This window comes from Pseudactinotalea sp. Z1732 (assembly GCF_049724975.1).
In the GTDB taxonomy this organism is placed as follows: Bacteria; Actinomycetota; Actinomycetes; order Actinomycetales; family Beutenbergiaceae; genus CALKWS01.
Genome location: NZ_JBMPQC010000004.1, coordinates 66,685 through 88,507, shown reverse-complemented (window position 1 = coordinate 88,507; position 21,823 = coordinate 66,685). Strand labels below are relative to the sequence as shown.

The following is a 21,823-nucleotide window of genomic DNA, read 5'->3' as shown; positions in this document are numbered from 1 at the left end:
ACTCAGTCGCGGCTGAGCACGACCTTGCCGAACGCCGCACCGGAGTCCAGGCGCGCGAACGCCGCGCGGACTCCCTCCTCGTCGAACCGGTGCACCGAATCCACCACCGGGCGCACCCCGGTGGCCTGCAGCATCGCGAGGAGGCCGTGCAGTTGCTCCAGGGTGCCCATGGTGGAGCCGACCACCCGCAGGCTACGGAAGAACACGCGGTTGAGGTCCGCCGGCGGCATCGCCCCGGAGGTGGCTCCGGCGACGGCGACCACCCCGCCGGGACGCAGCGCACGGAGCGAGTGGGACCAGGTGGCCTCCCCGACGGTCTCGATCACCGCATCCACCGGTTCGATCCGCTCCCCGGCCACTACCGCCTGGTGCGCACCGATCGCCAGGGCCGCCTCCCGACGCTCCTCGGAGCGGGAGGTGACCACGACGTGCGCGCCCATGGCCCGGGCGAGCACCGTCGCGGCGGTCGCCACCCCGCCGCCGGCACCCTGGATCAGCACCCGCTGCCCGGGCCGTACTCCCGCGGCATCGACCAGGAGGCGGTACGCGGTCAGATAGGCGGTGGGCAGGCAGGCCGCATCGGGGAAGGACATCCCGTCGGCGATGGCGACCACGTTCCGTGCGGGAACCCAGACCCGCTCGGCCAGTGTGCCCGGGTAGCGCTCGGAGAGCAGGCTGCGTCGCGGGTCCAGGGTCTCCTCCCCCACCCAGCCCGGGCTGGTCAGCACCGCGTGCACCAGCACCCGCCGCCCGTCGGGGTCGAATCCGGCCGCGTCGGTGCCCAGCACCATTGGAAGCCGGTCGGCGCTCAGACCCACACCGCGAAGACTCCACAGGTCATGGTGGTTCAGCGAGGCCGCTCGGACCTGCACCGGCACCCAGTCGGCCTCGGGCGGGTGAAGATCCAGCGGGCCGATGCCCAATCCGGTCAGCGGGCGGTCGGGATCCTGGCTTCGGACGTAGACACAGCGCATCGGCACAGCCTAGTGGTGGGCCCGGACCCGACGCCCGGGGTCGCGATCGTGGCGGCCTACCCCTGTGATTGTCACCCGAGGGGCCCCGTGTGGGATGATGGGCGGTGGTCTCCGACCCCTACGTGACCGACGAACCGGAAGGTGCGCCCGATGAGCAAGCGCGGACGTAAGCGCAAGGCCCGCCGCAAGAACGCTGCCAACAGCGGCAAGCGTCCCAACAGCTGAGCCAGCGCGACACGCAACCAGTCAGATCAGCGCCGAGTGCGGATCCTTCGATCCCCTCGGCGCTGTTGCGTCTCCCGGCTGCGTGCCCGCACTCAGCGTGAGGTGCTGCGCTGCACCGTGATCTGGGAGAGCACCCGCAACCGCAGCGAGGGCGGCGCCACCTCAGCGCAGGAGCGACGCAGCACCACCCGCAGGGACTGTTCGGAGGCGAGGGCCTCCAGGCACTGGGCGCAGTCTTGGATATGGGTGCGCAGGCGTTCCAGTTCGCGCTCGTCCATCTCCGAGTCCAGGTACTCGGACAGATGCTCCAACGCCTCGGCGCAGTTGCACAACTGGGCTGCGCGGCGGATCTCTGAGTTCATACCTTCTCCACCTTGATCCCCAGGGACCGGGCATGGTCGGCCAGCAGGGTGCGCAACTGCGCGCGGCCGCGATGCAGGCGCGACATCACCGTACCGATCGGGGTGTCCATGATCTCGGCGATCTCCTTGTAGGCGAACCCCTCCACGTCGGCCAGGTACACCGCCAGGCGGCGATCCTCAGGAAGCGCTGTCAACGCCTCCTTCACCACGTCGTCACCCAGGGCGTCGATCGCCTCGGCCTCGGCCGAGCGCAACCCGGTGGAGGTGTGCGAGGCCGCGCGATGGATCTGCCAGTCCTCGACCTCCTCGGCGTCGGACTGCTGCGGCTCACGCTGCTTCTTGCGATACGAATTGATGTAGGAGTTGGTCAGGATCCGGTACAGCCACGCCTTCAGGTTGGTGCCCGGGCGGTACTGACCGAAGGCCGCATAGGCCTTGGAGAAGGCCTCCTGGACCAGGTCCTCGGCATCCTCGGGCTTGCGGGTCATCCGCAGCGCTGCGCCGTAAAGTTGGTCCAGGTAGGGCAGTGCTTCGTCCTGGAAGCGGCGGTCGCGCTCTGCGACGGTCTCCTCCTCGGGCGCACGCCGGGGCGACCGCTCGTCCTGAGCGGCGCCGGTCCCGGAGGCTTCACCGTGATCATTCATCACCTGCAAGCCTAGCCCTCCCCAGCCCTCGCGCAGCCCGGCGGGCACAGCCTGCTCACGGTCCCTCGTCATCACCTGCACATCATGGACAACCGTCTCCACCCGCCCGGCTATTCCCAACGCTCGCCGATACGGCTATCTCACCGAAAAGCTCGCGCTCGAGCCCATTCTGCGGTAGCAATGGACCTATGACTTCGCTGCGCAGACTGGCCCGCCCGTTGCTCGCCTCCGTGTTCATCGTGGACGGGTGGGACGCGATGCGGAATCCGGAACGGCACGCCGAGAACCTCGAGCCGGTCGCCAAGCCGCTCAAAGCCGCCTCCGAGAAGGTCTCGGGACTGCCCGAGGACACGGTGACGCTGGCCAAGATCAGCGGTGCCATCTCGGTGGGGGCCGGGGTGCTGCTGGCCACCGGCAGAGCGCCCCGCCTGGCCGCCGGGATCCTCGCCCTGGTCGCAGTCCCGCTCACAGTGCTGAACCGGCCCACCGACGGCACACCCGAGGAGCGCCGCGCCGCGCGCAGCACGCTGCTACGCAACCTGGGTCTGCTCGGTGGGTTGATCATCGCCGCCTCCGACCGTGAGGGTGAGCCGTCGCTGGGTTGGAAACGGCGCAACGCCAAGGAGCACCGCGCCGAACTCGCCGAGGTGAAGTCGGACATGCGCGGCCGGGTGAAGGCAGCCAAGGCCGCATGAGGCCCTCTCGATGACCACCGATCAGGTGTGGGCGGCTCCGCTTGCCACCCTGGGCCTCGACGCCACCGTCGTGATCCCCGGATCGAAGTCGCTGACCAACCGTTACCTGCCCCTGGCCGCCCTGGCTGAGGAGCCGACCACCATCACCGGTGCGCTGCGCTCCCGGGACGCGGACCTGATGATCGGGGCGCTGCGGTCGCTGGGCACCACGATCACCATCGGCGAGCAGGACCCCACCTCGATCTCCATCACTCCTGGTCAATTGCAGGGCGGGGTCCGGATCGACTGCGGACTGGCCGGGACAGTGATGCGGTTCATCCCCCCGATCGCGGCGCTGGCCACCGGCCCGGTGCATCTGGACGGTGACGCAGCGGCCCGGTCCCGGCCGATGGGCCCGGTGCTGACCGCCCTGGCGGACCTGGGCGTGGCTCTCGGCGGCGAGCAGGACCCGCCGCAGTTCCTGCCGGTGACCGTGCACGGTGCCGGTGCGGTGGCGGGTGGACAGGTGCAGATCGATGCCGCCGCCTCCTCCCAGTTCGTCTCCGCCCTGCTCCTGGCGGCCCCACGGTTCACCTCCGGGCTCACCCTGCGCCACGTCGGATCGGTGCTGCCCAGCCAGCCGCACATCGACATGACGGTGGCCGCGCTGCGGGAACGGGGCGTCGTGGTGGATGACACCACCGCGGGTCAGTGGCGGGTCGAACCGGGCCCGATCGCCGGTGGGCACGTCGCCGTCGAGCCGGACCTCTCCAACGCCGCACCGTTCCTGGCCGCCGCGCTGGTGGCCGGTGGGCAGGTGCGGATCCCGCACTGGCCTGCCCGCACCACCCAGCCGGGAGCTCTGCTGCCAGAGTTCCTGACCGCCTTCGGCGGCCAGGTGAACCTCGACGACGACGGCGTGCTCACCGCCCGCGGCGGCGGCACCCTGGCACCGGTGGACCTGGACCTGAGCCAGGCCGGGGAACTCACCCCGGCCCTGGCCGCACTGGCCGCCCTGGCACCTGGTCGTTCGAGGCTGCGCGGCATCGCCCACCTGCGCGGGCACGAAACCGACCGGTTGGCTGCACTGGTCACCGAGATCACCCGGCTCGGGGGTCGGGCCGAGGAGACCGAGGACGGCCTGATCATCGACGGCGGCGACCTGCGCCCCGCGGTGCTGCGGACCTACCACGACCACCGGATGGCGATGTTCGCCGCCATCATCGGCCTGGCGGTGGACGGGGTGGGTGTGGTGGATGTAGCCACGACCGCCAAGACCGTGCCCGGCTTCGCCACCATGTGGCACTCGATGCTTACCGGGGCATGAGGTCACCGCGCGAGTACTCCGAGGCGGACGTGCGGATCCGTCCGAACTCCCGTGGCAGCCGGCCGCGCAGCAAGAGGCGGCCGGACCACGCCGACGCGATCCCGGCGCTGGTGATCGGACTGGACCGTGGCCGGGCGCGGCTACTCACCGACGACGGCGTGGCAGTGGTGGCGATGATGGCCCGGGAACTGGGCCGGGCCGCCGTCGTGGTCGGGGACCGGGTGGATGTGGTCGGGGACACCTCCGGCGCCTCCGACACCCTGGCGCGGGTGGTGCGCGTGCACGAACGACACACCGCGCTGCGCCGCTCCGCCGAGGACGTCGAGGGCGCCGAGCGGGTGCTCGTGGCCAATGCCGATCAACTGGTCATCGTCACCGCGCTGGCCGAGCCCGAACCGCGCCCACGCATGGTGGACCGCTGCCTGGTAGCGGCCTTCGACGCCGGCATGGATGCCTTGCTGTGCCTGACCAAGGCGGACCTGGCCGACCCCGAGGAGTTCCTGTCCGCCTATACCTCCCTGGGCGTCTCCGCGGTGGTCACCGCCGCACCCGGGGCGGCCACGCCGTCGGACATCACCGGCTTGGCGGAACTTCGCGAGGCCGTGACCGGACGGATGTCGGTGCTGGTCGGTCATTCCGGGGTGGGCAAGTCCACGCTGGTCAACGCCCTGGTCCCGCAGGCGGACCGGGCGGTGGGCAAGGTCAACGTGACCACCGGCCGCGGGCGGCACACCTCTACCTCGGCGGTGGCCCTGCCGCTCCCGCAGGGGGGCTGGATCATCGACACCCCGGGTGTGCGCTCCTTCGGTCTGGCGCACGTGGACCCCGACAGTCTGGTGCTCGCCTTCGAGGACCTGGGTGCCGTCGCCCAGGACTGCCCGCGGGGGTGCACCCACACCGCGGACGCCCCGGACTGCGTACTGGATGACTGGGTGGCCTCGGGGCGGGCCGGAGCGGTCGGAGAGGCCAGGTTGGCCTCGTTCCGCAGGCTGCTGGCCAGCCGCACCTCCTCCGATTGAGGCTGCCGGACACAGAACCGGAACCGCTGCGGAACGCGCCAGGTCACCGCTGCACTCGTCGCAGTGGGCTCACCGACGGGGCCGCGGGATGGGCACTTCGCGCAGGGGGTGTGCGCCGGCGATGAAGAGTCGCGCGCGTGGGTGAGTGGCTCCGGCGATGCGCTGCAGGGCCGCGTGCCCGGCTCGGGGGTGGCGGCCGTCGAGCGCGCCGACCCGCACTGCGAAGACGAGATCGAAGGGCTCCTCGTCCTCGGTCAGGACGAAGTCCTCGATCGCCACCTGCCGCGCGCTCAAGCGCCCGGAGTCGATCTGTGCGGTCGACCGCTTCTTGAGTTGGTCCACTGCCGTGGCGGACCTGTCGATGGCGAGGAGGTGGCCGGTGGTCAACCGGTCGGCGATCACGCGCGCAGCAGCACCGGGTCCGCACCCGATCTCGAGCACCCGCAGGTGTGGCTCCAGCGGTAGTGCTTGGACGATCCGGGCCAGGCGGGGTGACAGGTGCGTGGACATGCGACTCAGTTCCGGCTCGTGGTCCGCGGGCCGGTGGGCACCGGCTCCAGGTCGACCAGTGGGGGCACCAGGACCTCGCTCGTCGCGGCGTCCGGGATGCGGGCGGCGACCTGGGCCGCCTCGTCGGTGGTGGGGCACTCGATCAGGTAGTAACCGGCGAGCACGCCGTCCTGGTAGCCGACTTCTTCTCCGGGGGTACCGGTGGCCAGGGTCACGCCATGACGGACGCGGACCGCCACGGCCTCCTCGGGCGGAGCGAGTGGGCTGCAGTCCAGGAGCCGGCCCTGTGAGTCGAGGTCCTCAATCAGCGCGATGTGCCTCTGCATCTCCCCGTCCGCGCCGTCGGCGGGTATTCCCTGCCACCGGCCCCGTGGCCAGTGCACGAGCAGCAGGAACCTCATAGGGTGGTCTCCTCAGAGCGGAGGGCCCGGCTCATCGCCTACCTCCTGAGCGCCGGTGCAGCCAGTCGATCGGGTCGCCGCCGTCGGTGCTTGCTCCGGTCTCGCGCAACATCATCCGCACCAACTGGCGCCGATGTGCGGAGAAGGTGAGCACATGGGCGATGACGCTGCCGATGACGAAACTTTGGGGCGGCCGGCACAGCGCGTCGATGAGTCGGTCCGCCCACGCACCGCGGCGGTCGATGTTGCGGATCGTGGCCAGCCAGCGACCGGCGAGCGCCTCGTGGCGGCCGGCGAGCGTCACGGCGTCGTCGTCACCGAGCACCTCCGGAAACTCATAGCCGGCGATCGCGGCCAACCAGACCTCCTTGGTCGCGACCAGGTGGGACATCGCCTGAGCCACCGACTCATCCGGACCATCCCACTCCAGGGGAGCGTTCCCGGGTAGGCGTACCCGACGGTACTCCTCCTCCGACAGCCCTTCGACCGCCTCCAGCAGGTGACGGACGTCGTCGATGTCGTGGTGCGCCATCATCTCGATGACCTCGCCCGATCCGGACCGGGCCGAGGCGGCCTCACCCTCGCCGAGCCACAGCGAGGTCGGGGGGTGGAAGTGGATGCCGTTGGGGGACGGAAGCCAATGGCTGCTACTGCGGTCAGTGACGGTACTGGGCGGGGAGCCGAACGCCTTCGAGAAGGCCCGCCCGAACCCGTCGACCGACTCATACCCGGCCGCGAGAGCCACCTGCGTCACCGAGGCGCCCCCACCGAGTTGCCACGCCGCCCGCTCCAACAGCACCCGGCGCCGCATCTGCACCGGCGGCTCCCCCGTCCCTCGGGCCAACTCCCGACTGAAGTGGAACGGAGACAGGAAGGCGCCCTCGGCCATCTCCGCCAAGGTGCGATTGTCCTCATCGAGGGCCGTGTCGAGCAACTCCCGCAGGCGGTCGCGTTCCTGATCCGGCATGACAGCAGTATGACCGGGACCACCGCTGCCGCGCCCGACCGATCTTGCGCATCAGGAGTGCGCCGGCCTCACTGCCTCACACCGGTGCGCAGGGCTACCGGCCCCCGTGGGAGAGCGCACCGAGCACGTCGGCGTTCGTCTGGGAGATCACCGACAGCGGGATCCCCTTGGGGCACACCGCTTCGCACTCCCCGATCTGGGTGCACCCGCCGAAGCCCTCGTGGTCGTGCCGGGCGGTCATCGCCAGCGCCCGGGCGTGCCGTTCGGGCTGGCCCTGGGGGAGCTTGCCCAGGTGATCGATCTTGGCGCCCAGGAACAGCGAGGCCGATCCGTTCGGGCAGGCCGCCACACAGGCTCCGCAACCGATGCAGGCGGCGGCGTCGAAGGCGTCCTGGGCGTCGTCCCGGGGCACCGGGGTGGCGTGGGCGTCCGGGGCCGAGCCGGTGTTCACCGAGATGTAACCGCCGGCCTGGATGATGCGGTCGAAGGAGGAGCGGTCCACCACGAGGTCGCGGACGACGGTGAACGGCTCGGCCCGGAAGGGCTCGACGTCGATGACGTCGCCGTCGTTGAAACTACGCATGTGCAACTGGCAGGTGGTGACGAGCTGTTTGGGCCCGTGCGCCAGGCCGTTGATGACCAGTCCGCACGCACCGCAGATTCCCTCGCGGCAGTCGTCGTCGAACGCGATCGGGTCGTCGCCGGCCATGGTGAGGCGCTCGTTGAGCATGTCGAGCATCTCCAGGAAGGACATGTCCGGGGAGATGCCCTCCACCTGGTAGGTGACCATCCGGCCGTTGTCGGTGGCGGTGCGCTGCCGCCATACGCGCAGAGTGATGTTCACTTGTAGCTCCGCTGCTTCATCTCGACGTACTCGTACTCCAGGTCTTCCTTGTGCAGGACCGGTTTGGCGTCCTCTCCGGTGTACTCCCAGGCCGCCACGTAGGCGAAGTTCTCGTCGTCCCGCAGCGCCTCACCGTCCTCGGTCTGATGTTCGGCGCGGAAGTGCCCACCGCAGGACTCCTCCCGGTGCAGGGCGTCGATGCACATGAGTTCGCCGAGTTCCAGGAAGTCGGCGACCCGCCCGGCCCGCTCCAGGGACTGGTTGAACTCCGCCGCGGTACCGGGCACCCTGACGTTGCGCCAGAACTCCTCACGCAGCGAGCGGATCAGGCCGATCGCCTTCGTCAGGCCCTCGGCGCTGCGCTCCATGCCGCAGTACTCCCACATGATGTCGCCGAGTTCGCGGTGGAAGGAGTCCACCGTACGCTCGCCGTTGATGCTCAGGAGTTTCTCGATCCGCTCGGTCACGGCCGCCTTGGTGGCCTGTGCCTCGGGGTGGTGCTCATCCACCGGCGGCAGCGGGTTGTCCGCGAGGTAGTGCGCCAGCGTGGGTGGCAGCACGAAGTAGCCGTCCCCCAACCCCTGCATCAGCGCGCTGGCACCGAGCCGGTTGGCGCCGTGGTCGGAGAAGTTGGCCTCCCCGGTCACGAACAGCCCCGGGATGGTGGACTGCAGGTCGTAATCCACCCACAACCCGCCCATGGTGTAGTGCACCGCGGGATAGATCCGCATCGGCATCTCGTACGGGTTCTCCCCGGTGATCTGCTCGTACATGTCGAACAAGTTGCCGTACTTGCCCTCCACCGCCTTGCGGCCCAATCGGGCGATCGCATCGGCGAAGTCCAGGTAGACCCCGCGCGCTACGCCGTCGACCTTGTGGCCCACCCCGCGGCCCTCATCGCACACGTTCTTGGCGGCCCGGGAAGCCACGTCCCGAGGCACCAGGTTGCCGAAGGCGGGGTAGCGACGCTCCAGGTAGTAGTCGCGCTCGTCCTCGGGGATATCCTGCGGGGCGCGTTCGTCACCGGGCTTCTTCGGAACCCAGATGCGCCCGTCGTTGCGCAGCGACTCGCTCATCAAGGTGAGTTTGGACTGGTTCGCCCCGGACACCGGGATGCAGGTGGGGTGGATCTGGGTGTAGCAGGGGTTGCCGAAGAAGGCGCCCTTGCGGTGCGCCTTCCAGGTGGCGGTGACGTTGGAGCCCATCGCGTTGGTGGACAGGAAGAACACGTTGCCGTACCCGCCGCTGGCCAGCACCACCGCGTCGGCCATATGGGTCTGGATCTCGCCGGTGACCAGGTCCCGGGCCACGATGCCCCGGGCGTGGCCGTCGATCACGATCACATCGAGCATCTCGTGGCGGGAGAACATCTCCACCGTCCCGGCCCCGATCTGGCGTTCCATGGCCTGGTAGGCCCCCAGCAGCAACTGCTGACCGGTCTGGCCGCGGGCGTAGAAGGTGCGCGAGACCTGCACACCGCCGAAGGAGCGGTTGTCCAGCAACCCGCCGTACTCCCGGGCGAACGGTACGCCCTGGGCCACGCACTGGTCGATGATCTCCACGCTGACCTGGGAGAGCCGGTAGACGTTGGACTCCCGGGCGCGGTAGTCACCGCCCTTGACGGTGTCGAAGAACAACCGCTCGATGGAGTCCCCGTCGTTGCGGTAGTTCTTGGCCGCATTGATCCCGCCCTGGGCGGCGATGGAGTGGGCCCGGCGGGGGCTGTCCTGATAGCAGAACGCCTGGACGTGGTAACCGGCCTCACCGAGGGTGGCCGCTGCTGCGGCGCCGGCCAGTCCGGTGCCCACCATGATCACCGAGAGTTTGCGGCGGTTGGCGGGGTTGACCAGTTTCGCCTCGAACCGGCGGGTGTCCCACCGCTCGTTGATCGGCCCAGCCGGAGCCTTGTCATCAGCGATCGGGGCGCCCGAGATGTAGAACTCAGTGTCGACGGGCTGGGTGGTACTCACTACACGACTCCGAACAGGACGGCGAAGGGGGGAATGAGGAAGGCGAGGATCATCGCTACCGCGACGACCGTGGCGGCGATGTTCAGGTTCGCACGCACCCGCGGCGATCGGTTCCAGCCGATGCTGGCGAAGGCCGCCCACAGCCCGTGGCGCAGGTGGAAGCCCAGGGCGATCAGGGCGATCGTGTAGGTGGCCACCACCCACCAGATCTCGAACCCGTTCACCGTTCGCTCGTACGGGCTTCCGGAAGCACCACCGGGGGCGATGTGGTTCGTGGTCAGGTGCAGGATGTGGTAGATCACGAACAACCCGATGACCACCCCTCCCCACCGCATCGTGAACGAGGCGTAGGACCGCTGGTGGCCGCGCCGGGCGTTGCTGCTCACGTACCGGGCGGCACCCTTGCCGGCGGTCGCGCCGCGGTTGCGCCGCCATAGCGTCACCGCTGCGTAGATATGCGCTCCGATAGCGGCCAGCAGCACGATCCGCAGGATCCACAGCGCGCCGCTGTAGGGCAACAGGGGCTGGCCGATCTCACGCAGGTAGGCCGAGTAGGCATCGAAGGCCTCCTGCCCGGAGAAGATCTTGAAGTTGCCGTAGGCATGGGCGATCAGGAATCCGACCAGGATCAGCCCGCTGACGGCCATGACAGATTTGAGCACGATGCTCGAGCGCCACGTCGGGATCGGTGGCCTGGTGTTCAGTGTTGGGGTTGCCACCCCTTCACCGTACTCTCTTTGGCGACCGTCCCCTCACACTTCCTTCACCGGCAGCGGGTCGTGTCGCCGGGTGGTTCAGCCCTCGGATCCTCCAGTGCGGCCTGGATCTGCTCGGGGCTCCAGGTCATCGGTGTCTGCAGCAGCCACTCGTGGCCGAAGGGGTCGCGCACCCGTCCGCCGCGCGCCCCGTAGGGCTGGTCGGCCACCGGGAAGACCACCTGGCCGCCGGCCGCCACCATCTGCTCGGCCAGACCGTCCGGATCGTCGGTGGTCACATCGAGCAGCACGCCCGGCCGGCCCAACGTCTGCGGGCTGGGGTCGTGCTCGTCGGCATCCTTGAGAAGAAGGGCGAGGCCGAACACCGCCAGTTCGGCGAACACCACGGAGTCCCCCATCGTGTACCGCTGCCGCACCGTGGCCCCGAGGGCCCGGGAGTAATAGTCGATCGCGCTATCGGCCTCGTGGACGACGAGTTTGGGCGTGAGTGTGATGGGCATGCCTCCAGTGTGCCGCCCATGCTGGTCCCGGGCTTGGACATTTCAGCGGGATGGGTTCGTTCCGTTCAGTGGATCCGCGCCCCGGCCATGAGCGATTCAAGTGCCGTTCGCGCTCCGTCCCGGTGCAAGTCGGTCAGCGCGGACCGGTATGCCGTGACGAACCGGTCGTCGTCGACGAGGTCACCGAACAGCGTCCGATCGCGCAGGAACGCAAGTTCATCCTGCCGCTGCCGGCCCGCTGCCGCCATCACCCGGTCCCGGCGCTGATCCACAACCTCGATCGGCCGGCCCTGCTCGTCGGTGCCTTCGGCGTACCGCGCCCACGCCGCGACGACGAGGGCCGAGCATGCCACGGATCCGCCGGCCTGCAGGTTCTCCACGACCACCGGTACCAACCACGCCGGAATCCGGTCCGAACTCTCCGCGCAGAGCCGCGCGAGGGTGTCGCGCACATGGGCGTTGGCGAACCGTTCGATGAGTTGGTGCTGATAGTCGCGCAGATCGACACCGGGCACCGGGGGCAGGGTCGGGGCAGCTTCCTCACGCATGTACCGGAGCAGGAAGGACCGGAACAACGGGTCCGCGGCGACCTCATGGGCGTACCGGTACCCGGCGAGGTAGCCCAGGTAGCACAGCGCCTGATGGCTGGCGTTGAGCAGGCGCAACTTCATCATCTCGTATGGCACCACGTCATCGACCATCTGCACGCCGGCGTCCTGGAACGGCGGACGGCCGGTCGGGAAGTCGTCCTCGAGGACCCACTGGACGAACGGTTCGGCGACGACCGGCCACTCGTCGATGATGCCGAACCGGGTCGCCACCATGGTGCGGTCGGCAGCGGCGGTGGCGGGGGTGATCCGGTCCACCATGGAGTTGGGGAAGGAGACCTCGGCGTCGATCCAGCCGCCCAGATCCGGATCCTGCAGCCTGGCGAACGCCACCAGCATCGCCCGGGCCACGTCCCCGTTGCCCTGGATGTTGTCGCAGGAGACCACCGTGAACGGCGGTACTCCCGCGGCACGGCGCCGCCGCAGCGCCGCCAGCACGTAGCCGAACATCGACGACGGCTCGTCGGGGTGGGCCAGATCGTGCTGCAGTTCGGGGGCGGCGGGATCGAGTTCGCCGGTCACCGGGTTGACGTGGTACCCGCCCTCGGTGACGGTCAGCGAGACGATCCGAACCCCGGGATCAACCATCTGATCGAGCACCGCCGCAGGGTCCGCCGGCCCGTACAGGTACCGCGCGATCGAGCCGATGACCCTGGGTTCCAGCGTCCCGTCCGGGTGCTTGGTCACCAGTGTGTACAGCCCGTCCTGCGCCTGGAGCACGTCGGCCATGTGCCGGTCCCCCGGTAGCAGCCCCACGCCGCAGATGGCCCAGTCCCGGGCGGTCCCGTCCTGCATGAGTCGATCCACGTACATCGCCTGGTGGGCCCGGTGGAATCCGCCTACCCCGAAGTGCACGATCCCGACGCGCAACTGCGTGCGGTCGTAGGCCGGAGCCGGCACCGTCGCGGAGACTGCCTCCAGCGTGTCACGGTTCAGCACTTTCACGGGTGCCTCCTTCTCCTCGGCCGGTTCACGGTACGCCCGGCGCGCCTCGGAAACCAAGTGACACGCGCGCACCGGTGCCGGTGGGATACGCAGAGGTGCCAGCGAGCGCCGGCCACCAGGTACACCTGGTTCACCCGGTGGCCTCCCGCAGGGCCACGGCCTCGTGCCGCAGATGCGAGGCAGCCTCCGGCGTCAAGGTGTCGGGGCGTTTGGGGTTGTCCAGGTGACGGATGAACCGGTCCAGTGCGACGTGCGCAGGCTGGGTGCGCCCATCGTCCAGGTGTCGTTCGACTTGGTCCAGCGCTCCGGCCAACTGATGAGCGATCGGTCCGGCCACCGCACCGTCGGCCGTGTAGGCCTCCAGACTGGCTCGCAGCGCGTCGACCGAGGGCGGGTCGGGTTCGGCCTCGGTTCCGCCGGCGATCAGCGTGAAGTCGTCGATCTGGACCCAGCGGTCACCGTCCAGGTTGCTGCCGACGTAGACCTCCACGGCGGTGTTCGGTCCGGAATTGAAGGTCAACGCCTGACGCTCGTACACGGGCAGTTCGGTGAACTCGGTCTCGGCGAGGACCTGGGCGCCCGGGCCCACCTGACGAACGCCCAGCGCGCCCTGGGCCGGTTCGCCACCGGTGGTGACGAAGGCCGACAGGTCGTAGGTGGTGTTCGGCTCCACCGGCACCTGCTGGTGCACATCGATCCATCCGGTGTTGTGCCGCATCCAGGCTTGGTTGCTGCCCGAATGGGCCCAGTTGATGTCGCGATCGATGCCGCAGTTCCCGGTGCAGGACCAGACGTCGCTCACCGCACCGGATTCGCCGGCGCGTTCGAAACTGGGATCGGCGATCAGGTTGGGGCGGGTGATCTGTCCGTCGGTATCGAGATCGAAAGCGAGCTGATAGATGTTGTACGGCTCCCACAGCGACATCATGAAGTGCACCGTGGGGCCCTCGTTCCAGGGGTGCATGTACGGGGAGTACAGGCCGGGATAGTCTGCGAAACTCGCGACGATCTGAGCCTGGCCCCACGGGCCCTCGGGAGCCGGCGCGGTGCGCACCACGACGTCGACCTCCTCGTTCAGATACATCATCAGCCACTGCCCGGAGTGTTCGTGGTACTGCACGGACAGTTCGGAGACGTTGGGGGCCACGACGTCGACCGCGGCGGTCTCCTCGGGGGCCCAGCCGGCGCCGTCCCAGTAGGTGTAGGAGTCCTTGTCCAGGATCTCTTCCTCGGGTACCCGCGCCACCTGGGCCGCGCCGAGGCGGCCGTTCGGCGTGCCGTGCATGTAGATGTAGCCGTCCCCCTGCCCGCGCACGAAACTGACCATCTGGAAGTTGTTGTCACCGGCTTCGGTGTTGGTCCACTCCGGACCGTCGGTGTCATTCCAGGTCTCCCCGTTGTCCTCGGAGTAGGCGATCCGGGAGTAGTTGGTGTCCCACTCCCCCGGCTCTCCCCACTGGCGCACTGACATGAACGCCAGGTACTGGGTGTCACCCACGGCGATCCCGGCGGTGGGGATGGTGGTGTGCTCGGTGCCCGGGTCCTTCAGCGAAGGGATGATCTCGGCCGCGTCGCCGTCGCCGTCCAGCACTGCGCTATCCAGCATCATGCCGGTGGTGAAGTCGGCATCGGAACTGCGCAGCAGACCGTTGGAGCGCCAGTCCGGCCCACCAGCAGGGGCCGTGGCGAAGGTGTCCCCGATGGCAAACATGATCTGCCCGGCCCCGTTGTCCCACATCAACCCCAGGTCGGTACCCCCGACGTTCCACCGGGAGTCCGTGTCGTTGATCGAACCCGGCCCGGTGATCTTCGCGATCATCTGCGCCGGAGAATGTTCTTCCGAGGCTGCTGCGGGCGTAGCCACCAGGACCACCCCCGCTGCTGCCAGCGCCAGTGTGCCCAGGGCCGCGGTTGCCCTGGTGCCCGTGCTGCTAGATGTGCTAGATGTGCTCATATCCCTCTCCTTGGCGTCATTGCCTGAGCCGGCGACCGCCGGCACCAGTGCCCTCCTGGACGGCTGCGCTGCTTCGACGGCGCAGCGCATCAACGGATGGTTCTCCCCTCCCCCGTGGCCAACATCAGCGGGCCACCGAGCAGATCCTGCCCGTCGACCACGAGACGCTCGATCTCGAACCGACCGTGCCGGCACGTCAACTCCACCCCGTCGGGCACCGGCCGGAGCGTGCCCCAGCCGCCGTCGGTGAGCACCGGCCAGCCGCCGTCGGGCATAGCCGCCACCTGCAGGGTGCCGGTGGTGGCGTCCCAACGGTGCCCGGTGCGAGCTTCCAGGACCGTCCATCCCGACAGAGCCCGCACATAGTGGTCTCCGCACTCAACCTGGTTGTACGGATTGCGTCGGCGCCCGTCGTACCGGGCCCACAGTCCGGTCAGGATCGCGTCGGCTTCCTCGGTCAGCCCTTCCATCAGGCAGTGCGCGGCCACCTGCTGCTCGATCCCGGTCCACACCTCATCGCAATACCGGGTGGGCGTGGCCGGGCGGCCCCCGTGCGGCCAGGAGCACATCAGCAGCCCGGTCTCATCCTGGACCGCGAAGGACCGGAATGGGTGGTCGAAGCCGTCGAAGCCGGTGCGCAGGTTGTGACGGACCACCGAAGCCAGCGCAGTACGCACGTGATCGGCCGGGAGCAGGTACCCCAGGTCCAGGGTGTGGGCCCACCACTGCCCGATCAGTTGGTCGGACAGGCAGCCGCGCTCCCATTGGAACTTGGTCGGATCGCCTTCCTCGAGCACCTGGATGTAGTACTCCCCGGTGAAGAGGGCGTCATCGTAGGCGACCGAGGACCGTTCGAACCATTCCCGCCACCTGGTGGCGATGTCGGTGTGGCCGAGCAGCCGGGCCAACTCCTCGCCCGCGCGCAGTGCCGCGAGCCAGTAGGTGCCCATGAAGGTGTTCAGGCCGGCCAGGTCGATGTCGTGGGTGGAGGGTTGTATGCCGTGCAGCATCCCGGTGCCCTGGGGATCCCAGGATGCGGCGACGTACTCCAGCAGTCGGTGGATGTTGGGCCAGTACGTCCTGAGCCAGTCCTGTCCGGCTCCGGTACGCACCTCCCGATACGTCTGCAGGACGGTCGCGAGCATCCCGTCCAGTGCGGGCTCTCCCGGTCCCCCGATCGGCCGGTCCCATAGTTGGGGTAGGTGGGTCGGGGCGATCAACCGGTGCGGGATGAACCCTGGCGGGGCCTGCATGACCTCGAACTGAGTCCGCCGCATCGACCGTTCCAGTTCCGGGAACAACTTCGCCAGTCCCTGGGCATAGGCGAACACATGCGTACAGTTCAGCGGACAGGACCCGCCAACGTCCCCGGACCACATCGTGGTCGAGGCGCCATGCACGCCCTCGAACCCGTAGAACCTTCCGTCCTCATCGCGGAAGAAACTCGGGCTCCTGATGATCGCGGCCTGGGCGAGCAGATGCTCGGTCTCGGTCGCGCTCAGTCCCGAGCCGGCGACCGTGCGTACCCACCGGCGGGAGACCGACTCCAGACCCTTCCATTGCTGCTGCACCTGCCGGCTCACCGCCAACGCGTCGGCATGCACGGTGGTGTAGTGGTTGCCGAGCCGGTGCCTGGTAGCCCCCCACTCGGGCCGGATCCCCCCGAACTGTGTGAAGTTGACGTACCGGTTCGGAAAGTGCCACGTGAGGACGAACCGCACCTGCACGCTCTGCCCGGGAGGCACGTCGATCTGACCCGCCAAACCACCGTTCCAGGTGGCTCCGGTCGGGCTGGGCCGTGCCTGGCTCCAGGTGCCCGTGGGTTGTGGATCGGCGATCCATGAGGGCATGTGGGCCCAGTCCTGGGGACCGAACGGTTGCCGCGAGCGCATGAAGTCCAGGAACTGGTGCGGGCTGGTCCAAGCGGGTAGTGCCGTGGTCAACGGAGCATCACAAGCGAGCACCATGGAACCGGCGCCGGGGTGATCCGCGGACAGCGACGGGTTCTCCAGCACCAGGTTGGTCCAACCCCCGTCCCGGTTGACCCGGTTGACGTTGCCACCGTATCCGGGCGCGCGCACGCCGTCGGGCGCCAGGACGCCGTCACCTCCCACAGCGTTCTGGATCGCCCCTCCCAGCCAGGCGGCCACGGGGGTCACGTCGTGGTTGGTGAGGGTGAGGGTGAACAGGGCGGCGGGCAGCGAGCTGTTCTGCACATCCAGCGGCACGAACGGGGTGAAGGCTTCCAGGCTCACCTGCACGGGCAGCGTCTCGTCGTGGAAGTCGACCCGCCCGAAGGGGTACTGGCCGGTGAAGGTGGATTCGGGCATCGGCTCGGCCTGCTCGAGCAGTTCACGCTGCCAGTTCGGGACGTGGTCGTCGTTGACCAGCGGGGTGTGGGTCTGTTCAGCCGCCGGCGCAGGTGCCTGCAGAATCCGCACGGCGTCGAACGGTGGTTCCCACTGGCTCACCCGGAGCGCGAAGAAGGATCCGGGGAGATCGCCACGGTGGTTGCCGATGTTGTGCAGTTGCCACTGTCGCAACCCGCCATCGGCGCCCAGGGCGAGGTTGCCGGTGCCGATCCCGCCCAGCGGCAGGGCCACATGGGGCCCGAGTGCATGCGGGATCGACCGGGGGCCGGTGTCAGCCATGGGACTCCTTCACTGCAGCGCATCGAGCGCCGCTGCGTTGTCGTACTCGCCTACTTGATCCCGGAGATCCGGATTCCGCTGATGATGTACCGCTGGAAGATCAGGAACAGCACGATCACCGGGGTGGCTGCGAGGGTGGAACCCGCCAGCAACAGGCCGTACTCGGTCCGTCGTTCAGAGCGGAACATGGCCAGGTACTGCTGGATCTGGGTGAGTGGACTGTCCGGCTCGGTGATCGTCATGATCGGCCACACGTAGGCGTTCCAGAACGCCAGGAAAGAGGTGATGCCGACGACGACGAATACCGGTTTGGACATCGGCAGGAAGATCCTCAGGAAGATCTGCCACCGGCCGCATCCGTCCAGGAACGCTGCCTCCTCCAGGCTGGTCGGGACGCCGAGATAGAACTGGCGGATGAAGAAGATGTGGATCGCGGCGGTGGCGCCGGGCACCACCAGGACTGCCAAGGTGTTGAGCATGCCCATCCGGGTCACCACGATGTAGGACGTCAGCAGGATCGCCATCCCGGGAATGAACATGGTGAGCAGCGTCAGGGTCCAGATGATCCGTTTGAAGGAGAACTCCAGACGCGCGAAGGCATAGGCCGCCATCGAGTTCACGGTGAGGCTGAGCAACGTGAACAACACCGCGCCGAGGAAGGTGATCCCCAGGGCACGGGTGAACTGGGGATCGCTCAGGATCTCCGCGTAGTTCTCCGGGCGCCAGATCTCGGGGAAGAACTGGAACGGCGAGGTCACGACCTCATTGCGTGCCTTGAACCCCGAGATCGCCATCCACGCCAACGGAAACAGGGCGGCGAGCACGATGAGGAAAGCGAACAGGTATCGGAACACGGTGCCCACAGGACCGGTGGATCGGGCGCTGCGGCGCCGTTTGGTCACCGTGGTCACCCCGGAGATGATCTCCGGGGCCATATCGCGGGTAAGTGCTTGTCCGGTGACTGCCATCAGCCATCCACCGCCTTCTCCGAGTTGATCAACCGGAAGATCACTGCCGACAACGAGCCCAGCACTAGGAACAGCAGCAGGGCGGCAGCGATCGAGTACCCCACGTACAGATCACCGGTGAACCTCTGGAAGATCAGCAGGTTGGGCAGCAGCGTCGATTGCGTCGGGCCACCACCGGTCATGATGAGGGGGAGTTCGTACTGCTGGATCGCGGCCACGAACCCGGTGACCAGCAGGTACAGGATGACGTTCTTCATCAACGGGATGGTGATGTAGAACGTGCGCTGGAACCAGTTCGCGCCCTCGAGTTCGGCTGACTCGTAGTAACTCTCCGGGACGTCCAGCAAGCCGGCGAGCATGATGAGCGAGGCCAGGCCCAAGCCGAGCCAGATCGCCGGCACGGTCAGGGCGTACAGCGCGGTCCGGGCACTGCCCAGCCAGGCGATGTCACTGATGCCCACCAGTCCGAGCAGGTAGTTGAGGATGCCCTGGCGGTACTCGTACACCAGCACGAACACGATCGAGGCGATCACCCCGGAGATCACCGTGGGGATGTAGATGCTCACCTTGAGCAGGGTGGCCATCCGCTGCCCCATCGTCTTGACCAGGTTGGCGAACAGGAAGGCGATCGTGAGAATCACCGGCACCACGATCAGCGCGAACACCAGGCCGCGCACGATCGACTCGCGGAACGTGGCATCGTTGAGCACGATCTGGAAGTTGCGCAGGCCGATGAAGATCGACTCCTGGTAGAAGTTCCATTGGTAGAAGCTCACCACCCAGGCGTAGATCAGCGGCCAGATGACGAAGATCGAGAGCAGGATGAGCGCCGGGGCAAGCATCGCGAACGCGATCTTGTTGTCCTTCCGGTGCGGAGCGGGTCGTCGTCGCGCCGCTTGCCCATCGTGGTGGGTACCACGACGTTGCTGGGACAGCACCGCCATGACCGTCACCTCCTTGTGAGTCGGGGTGCTACCGACGGGCCCGGCCGGGCCCGTCGGTAGCACAGGGTCAGGACCCGGCCAGGTCTGAGTTGTCGATCTCGGTCTGGATCTCGCTGTCGGCGTACTCCAGCGCCTCGTCGACCGGTGTGCCCTGCATGGCCATCTCGATGGCCTCACCCATCGCTAGGCTCACGCCCCAGGGATACTGCGGCTCCGCCTGGGCGTAGGGGACGATGTCTTCCTGGATCACCGCGTTCCACGGGTTGATCTCATCGACATCCGGGTGCTCGGCGATCGCCTCGGCCACCGAGATACGGGGGGAGACCTTGGAGAAGACGGTGGACTCGAAGAAGGGCACCAGGACATCCACGTCGCCACCCAGGGCCCATTCGATGAAGGCCGCGGCCTCTTCGGGTACGTCGCTGGCGCCGTCAACCACAAGGGTCCAGCCACCGAGGGTTGCGGTGGTCTCGCCGGGCTGGCCGGAGAAACTTGGCATGGCGGCGACCGCGACGTCGTCGACGAGGTCGGGGTAGTCGGCCAGTAGTTCACTGGCTGCCCAGGAGCCGTTCGCCATCATGGCGTAACGACCTTCACCGAAGGGGGAAGCCTCCGGGTAGCCCCCGCCGTCGGCCGGTGGGATGGCACCGGAGGCGAACATGTCCTGGAACGCCTGCAGCAGCGGGGCGTAGTCCTGCGTCGCCTGCGGCTCGGACCAGTCATCGCTGATCGGCAGGTGTCCGGCCACGTTCCATTGGTAACCCCAGGTGGACCACGCCATGTCCCCGGCGTTCTGCGCCAGCCGCAGCCCGAATGTGGTGTCGTCGGTCAGTTGGTCGGCATAGTCGACGAGTTCGTCCCAGGTGGTCGGCGGGCCATCGAGTCCGGCCTCCTCGAACAGGTCGGTGCGGTAGTACAGCACCGCCGAGGGTTCGACCAGCAAGGGGTAGGCATACTCCTCGCCGTCGTAGGTCACCATCTCCCGGACGTTGTCCTCCAGGTCATCCCATGCTGCGGAATCGATGAGGTCGGCCAGTGAGGTGATCTGACCGGTACGAGCGCCATCGGAGATGTCGCCGTAGTTGACCGTGCGGACATCCGGCTGATTACCGGCCGCTTGGGCAGCGGTCATGCGTTGGTCCCAGGCATCGCCAGGAACGATCGTGTGGTTGATGAAGATGTCGTCCTGGGCGTCGTTGAACTCTTCGACGACGCCTTCGTACCACTCGTTCTCCTCATCGGTGTACTGGGTCTGCCAGAAGGTCACCTCCACCGCGCCCGTGGGGGCATCGGAGTCCCCGTTCTCACCCCCGGGCTCGCCGGTGTCGCCCGGGCCACCTTCCGGTGTCCCGGAGCACGCAGTCAACACCAGACCTGCCGCCGCGATGGCGCTCATCGCGCCCATCGTGCGTCGTGTGCGTCGTGTGCGTCGTGTGCTCATTGTCGTCATCCTCCTTGATGTGCTCTGGACGAGCGGGTGGTTATGGATTGCTGATCTCGAGGTCGAGGCTGTACCAGAAGACGTTGTACGGCCCCCACAGGGACAGGGTGAAGTAGAGGGTTCGACCGTCATCACTGACGTAGTCCGGATGCGTATAGGGCCCGTACAGGCCGGGACTGTCCACCTGGTCGGTGATGACGTGCGGCTCGCTCCACGGTCCCCAGGGGTTGAGGCCCTCCAAGAGCACCGCGTCACCCTCCGCGAACCGCATTGTGGTCAGGAGCCAGCGCTGGAGTTGCTCGGAGTAGATCACCGACAGTTCGCCGAACTGTCCCGGGACCACATCGACGGCGGCGTCCATCTCCTGCGACCATTGCGCAGCACCGTCGCCATCAGTGCCGGTGAAGTAGCGGTAGGAGCCCAGGTCCTCCACGGCCCCGGTGCTGGCGGGGACCTTCATCAACTGCACCGGGCCGGTGCGGCCGGCCGGGATGGAGAAGAAGTACAGATAATCCTCACCGTCCTCGGAGACCTCGACGGTGGAGACCTGGATGAAGTTGGAGTCTCCCGGCCACTGGATGTCCAGCTCGGTCCAGTTCTGTCCGCCGTCGTCGCTGCGGGCCAACCCGGCGTAGTTCGCCTCCCACTCCCCCGGTTCACCCCAGAGATGTACCGACATGAACGCCAGGTACAGGACGTCGTCCACCGCGAAGCCGAAGGTGGGGATCTTGGTCACCTCCCCGACGCCGTTCGGATCGTGGGCACCGGGAACGGCTTCGGCGGCAAAACCGATGTCGTCAGTGATCCAACCGTCGAAGGTGATGCCGTCCGAGGGGTCGTCATCGGTGGTGTAGGCGAGTACGTTCGAGCGCCAGTTGCTCCCCTGCCCGCCGTGGGATTCCGGGTCGCGCTCACCGAAGGTGTCACCGAAGACGAAGAAGGTCCGCTCTCCGGCGGTGAACATCGAGCCAAGATCGGTCCCGGCCACCGCCACCGCTTCGGTGTCGTTGATCCGCGAGTCCGGGCCGGTCAACTGCGCGATCTGGGTCACGTCGCTGACGCCGGTGATGAGGAAGTCACCCCCTTTCGACTCGGCGACATCCACGGCGCCGGGGTCCGGTGAGCACGCCGCCAGCAGCACGGCGGAACCCGCTGCGGTCGCCCTCACCATCGCCCGCC

The 21,823-nt window shown here is 68.0% G+C and carries 21 protein-coding genes; 4 read left to right on the top strand and 17 right to left on the bottom strand.

Features of this window, described 5'->3' with window-relative positions; genetic code table 11:
• Positions 1–2: 2 nt before the first annotated feature.
• The gene (locus tag ACPL7H_RS09740) at positions 3–974 is read right to left on the bottom strand and encodes a zinc-binding dehydrogenase (RefSeq protein ID WP_424796743.1); all 972 of its coding nucleotides are present in this window, start codon (positions 972–974) and stop codon (positions 3–5) included.
• A gap of 150 nt (positions 975–1,124) precedes the next feature.
• Here ACPL7H_RS09740 and ACPL7H_RS09735 point away from each other — a divergent pair, with 150 nt between their 5' ends.
• Positions 1,125–1,199: a 50S ribosomal protein bL37 gene (locus tag ACPL7H_RS09735; RefSeq protein WP_424788671.1), complete on the top strand. Its 75-nt coding sequence runs from the start codon at positions 1,125–1,127 to the stop codon at positions 1,197–1,199.
• A 92-nt stretch (positions 1,200–1,291) separates the two neighbouring features.
• Here the strand turns inward: ACPL7H_RS09735 and rsrA are convergent, their stop codons facing one another.
• Together rsrA and ACPL7H_RS09725 are read right to left on the bottom strand one after the other, a co-directional pair.
• Positions 1,292–1,561 carry a mycothiol system anti-sigma-R factor gene (gene rsrA / locus ACPL7H_RS09730; protein WP_424796742.1) on the bottom strand — a complete coding sequence of 90 codons (270 nt, stop codon included), beginning with the start codon at positions 1,559–1,561 and terminating at the stop codon, positions 1,292–1,294.
• Positions 1,558–2,277 (bottom strand): sigma-70 family RNA polymerase sigma factor, encoded by a 720-nt coding sequence (locus ACPL7H_RS09725; protein WP_424788602.1) that lies wholly within the window; start codon positions 2,275–2,277, stop codon positions 1,558–1,560. Before ACPL7H_RS09725 ends, rsrA begins: the two co-directional genes overlap by 4 nt.
• Positions 2,278–2,393: 116 nt before the next feature.
• Between ACPL7H_RS09725 and ACPL7H_RS09720 the strand changes: the two genes are divergently transcribed.
• Genes ACPL7H_RS09720 through rsgA form a run of 3 tightly spaced genes read left to right on the top strand, consistent with a single transcriptional unit; the run spans position 2,394 to position 5,225 of the window.
• Positions 2,394–2,900 carry a DoxX family protein gene (locus tag ACPL7H_RS09720; protein WP_424796741.1) on the top strand — a complete coding sequence of 169 codons (507 nt, stop codon included), beginning with the start codon at positions 2,394–2,396 and terminating at the stop codon, positions 2,898–2,900.
• Between the two features lie 10 nt (positions 2,901–2,910).
• Positions 2,911–4,206 carry a 3-phosphoshikimate 1-carboxyvinyltransferase gene (gene aroA, locus ACPL7H_RS09715; protein ID WP_424796740.1) on the top strand — a complete coding sequence of 432 codons (1,296 nt, stop codon included), beginning with the start codon at positions 2,911–2,913 and terminating at the stop codon, positions 4,204–4,206.
• Complete coding sequence (gene rsgA / locus ACPL7H_RS09710; RefSeq protein WP_424788605.1) at positions 4,203–5,225, top strand: ribosome small subunit-dependent GTPase A; 1,023 nt, start codon at positions 4,203–4,205, stop codon at positions 5,223–5,225. Before aroA ends, rsgA begins: the two co-directional genes overlap by 4 nt.
• 69 nt (positions 5,226–5,294) lie before the next feature.
• On the opposite strand, the gene ACPL7H_RS09705 is transcribed toward rsgA, so the two are convergent.
• From ACPL7H_RS09705 to ACPL7H_RS09640, 14 genes are all read right to left on the bottom strand, one after another.
• A complete protein-coding gene (locus tag ACPL7H_RS09705) occupies positions 5,295–5,735 on the bottom strand; it encodes a class I SAM-dependent methyltransferase (protein ID WP_424796739.1) in 441 nt (146 codons plus the stop codon).
• Between the two features lie 5 nt (positions 5,736–5,740).
• Positions 5,741–6,136 (bottom strand): YciI family protein, encoded by a 396-nt coding sequence (locus tag ACPL7H_RS09700; RefSeq protein ID WP_424796738.1) that lies wholly within the window; start codon positions 6,134–6,136, stop codon positions 5,741–5,743.
• A 31-nt stretch (positions 6,137–6,167) separates the two neighbouring features.
• Entirely contained in the window at positions 6,168–7,103 is a 936-nt protein-coding gene (locus ACPL7H_RS09695) for a helix-turn-helix domain-containing protein (RefSeq protein ID WP_424796737.1), read from the bottom strand.
• A gap of 94 nt (positions 7,104–7,197) precedes the next feature.
• Positions 7,198–7,947 carry a succinate dehydrogenase/fumarate reductase iron-sulfur subunit gene (locus tag ACPL7H_RS09690; RefSeq protein WP_424788609.1) on the bottom strand — a complete coding sequence of 250 codons (750 nt, stop codon included), beginning with the start codon at positions 7,945–7,947 and terminating at the stop codon, positions 7,198–7,200.
• Entirely contained in the window at positions 7,944–9,917 is a 1,974-nt protein-coding gene (locus tag ACPL7H_RS09685) for a fumarate reductase/succinate dehydrogenase flavoprotein subunit (protein WP_424788610.1), read from the bottom strand. Before ACPL7H_RS09685 ends, ACPL7H_RS09690 begins: the two co-directional genes overlap by 4 nt.
• Complete coding sequence (locus ACPL7H_RS09680) at positions 9,917–10,636, bottom strand: succinate dehydrogenase cytochrome b subunit (RefSeq protein ID WP_424788611.1); 720 nt, start codon at positions 10,634–10,636, stop codon at positions 9,917–9,919. The genes ACPL7H_RS09685 and ACPL7H_RS09680 overlap by 1 nt, the downstream gene beginning before the upstream one ends.
• Before the next feature lie 44 nt (positions 10,637–10,680).
• Positions 10,681–11,133 carry a VOC family protein gene (locus tag ACPL7H_RS09675; RefSeq protein WP_424796736.1) on the bottom strand — a complete coding sequence of 151 codons (453 nt, stop codon included), beginning with the start codon at positions 11,131–11,133 and terminating at the stop codon, positions 10,681–10,683.
• 65 nt (positions 11,134–11,198) lie between these two features.
• Positions 11,199–12,686, bottom strand: a complete 1,488-nt coding sequence (locus ACPL7H_RS09670; RefSeq protein ID WP_424796735.1) for a mannitol dehydrogenase family protein — start codon at positions 12,684–12,686, stop codon at positions 11,199–11,201.
• Between the two features lie 130 nt (positions 12,687–12,816).
• Positions 12,817–14,640: a DUF4185 domain-containing protein gene (locus tag ACPL7H_RS09665; RefSeq protein WP_424796734.1), complete on the bottom strand. Its 1,824-nt coding sequence runs from the start codon at positions 14,638–14,640 to the stop codon at positions 12,817–12,819.
• Positions 14,641–14,729: 89 nt separating this feature from the next.
• Positions 14,730–17,291 carry a GH116 family glycosyl-hydrolase gene (locus ACPL7H_RS09660; RefSeq protein ID WP_424796733.1) on the bottom strand — a complete coding sequence of 854 codons (2,562 nt, stop codon included), beginning with the start codon at positions 17,289–17,291 and terminating at the stop codon, positions 14,730–14,732.
• Between the two features lie 50 nt (positions 17,292–17,341).
• The gene (locus tag ACPL7H_RS09655; protein WP_424796732.1) at positions 17,342–18,259 is read right to left on the bottom strand and encodes a carbohydrate ABC transporter permease; all 918 of its coding nucleotides are present in this window, start codon (positions 18,257–18,259) and stop codon (positions 17,342–17,344) included.
• Positions 18,259–19,203 carry a carbohydrate ABC transporter permease gene (locus ACPL7H_RS09650; RefSeq protein ID WP_424796731.1) on the bottom strand — a complete coding sequence of 315 codons (945 nt, stop codon included), beginning with the start codon at positions 19,201–19,203 and terminating at the stop codon, positions 18,259–18,261. The genes ACPL7H_RS09655 and ACPL7H_RS09650 overlap by 1 nt, the downstream gene beginning before the upstream one ends.
• A 67-nt stretch (positions 19,204–19,270) precedes the next feature.
• On the bottom strand, positions 19,271–20,599 hold the full coding sequence (locus ACPL7H_RS09645) for an ABC transporter substrate-binding protein (protein ID WP_424796730.1): 1,329 nt from the start codon (positions 20,597–20,599) through the stop codon (positions 19,271–19,273).
• An 85-nt stretch (positions 20,600–20,684) separates the two neighbouring features.
• Positions 20,685–21,815 (bottom strand): DUF4185 domain-containing protein, encoded by a 1,131-nt coding sequence (locus ACPL7H_RS09640; protein ID WP_424796729.1) that lies wholly within the window; start codon positions 21,813–21,815, stop codon positions 20,685–20,687.
• Positions 21,816–21,823: the final 8 nt, after the last annotated feature.